The 1,503-nt window shown below is 74.4% G+C and carries 1 protein-coding gene; it reads right to left on the bottom strand.

Translation table 11 applies throughout. The features are described from left to right. Positions 1-92 precede the first annotated feature (92 nt). Entirely contained in the window at positions 93-821 is a 729-nt protein-coding gene (locus tag ABZ885_RS40995) for a GNAT family protein (protein ID WP_360200281.1), read from the bottom strand. Between the last annotated feature and the right edge of the window lie 682 nt (positions 822-1,503).

Here is a 1,503-nt window from a genome sequence, read left to right as displayed (position 1 = left end):
CCTGGTGTTCAGCGACGCCATGGAGGTCACCGAGCTGCCCGGGCCGGCGCCGGCCCCGGCGGGGCCGCCGCCGGTTCTCGGGCCCGGGCCCGTCAGGCCGTGATCAGGTGCCCGGAGCCGCCGCCGTGTCTAAGGCACTCCTGGTTGATGTCCCGGTCCGGGGCGCTCGGCGAGGTGGCGGCGGCGATCCGCAGCTCGATGATGTCCCGCACGGCGGGCCACTCGGAGTCGAGGATCGAGTAGAACGCGGTGGAGCGCACCACGCCGTCCAGCCCGCGCGAGTGCGCCCGGCGGACGCCCTCCGAGGTGGCGCCGAGGCGCTCGATCGCCGCCCGCGAGCGCAGGTTGCGGGCGTCCGCGCGCAGCGAGATCCGCTGCACCCGCCACTCCTCGAAGGCGTACCGCAGCATCAGCAGCTTCGCCTCGGTGTTGATGCCGGTGCCCTGGGCGCGCGGGGAGAGCCAGGTGTTGCCGATCTCGGCCGCGTCCGGGACGGCCGTGGCGGGATCGCCGAACGGCACGCCGGGCACCGGCGGCCAGACGACCGGGCCCTGCCAGTAGTCGAGTTCCAGGAACCGGGTGGAGCCGACCACCCGGCCGTCGGCGAGGTTCACCGTCGCGAACGGCAGCGACCGGCCCGCGGCCTGGTCGGCGAGGGCCCGCGCGATGTAGTCGCGGGCCGCTTCCAGGCCGTGCGGAACGGGGGTGAAGGCGTAGGTCGTACGGTCCTCGGCGCCGGCCTCGGCGATGGCCTCGGCATGGTGCGCGGCAAGGGGCTCCAGCCGCACGGTGCGGCCGGTGAGGATGACAGGTACGGGCACGGAACCTTCGGTCCTTCATCGGTCGGAGGATGCGTCCCGCGCCGGGGTACGGCACGGGCTGCAGTGGACGTTCGCCCCGGCCCCGGAGGCCGCCCGTCCATGCCCGTGCACGCCGGAGGCCGGTCGAGCGGGGTGGGGGCGGCGGCCCGGAGGCGGGCAGCGCGGGTGCCGGAACGGACACGGGTCGACGGACCGGTCCGGCGGGATGAGCGAGGGGACAGTGTGCGTCCGCGAAATGGCCGAGGAGGAAACGAGAGCGCGAAGGGAAGCAGGCGGCCAGGTGAAGGCAAGATGCGTCGTGGGTGGCTGGCCGAGCACCGGGCCGGGACGTGATCGACGGCGTTACGGACGACGTGACGACGACGCGACGATGCGAGGCAGCGAGAGGACGATACCCGTCAGAAGGCGGTGCGTCACTTCGCGGCACACGAATGGGCGCGCCAGCAGGCCCGACCCGCCTCCGGAGGGGCGTGCGGACGCCCGTGACCAGCGGGTTTCCGCTCGGATGCGATCATGGTCGGGACGGCACTCCGACGGGCCGCCGGGGGCACTCCGGCGGGTCGCCGGGCGTTCACCGGGTGCGGCGGCCGCACGACGCCCGGCCGGAGCGGGAATTCCGGCGGGGCCGGGCACGCTGCAGACGAGGAGAAGCCGGTAACGAGTCGACGAGTAGAGAACGGGG

Origin of the sequence: Kitasatospora sp. NPDC047058, assembly GCF_040643935.1 — a bacterium.
Taxonomy (GTDB): Bacteria; Actinomycetota; Actinomycetes; order Streptomycetales; family Streptomycetaceae; genus Kitasatospora.
Note: the sequence above shows the minus strand (reverse complement) of the source record. Positions and strands in the feature narration are given on the sequence as shown.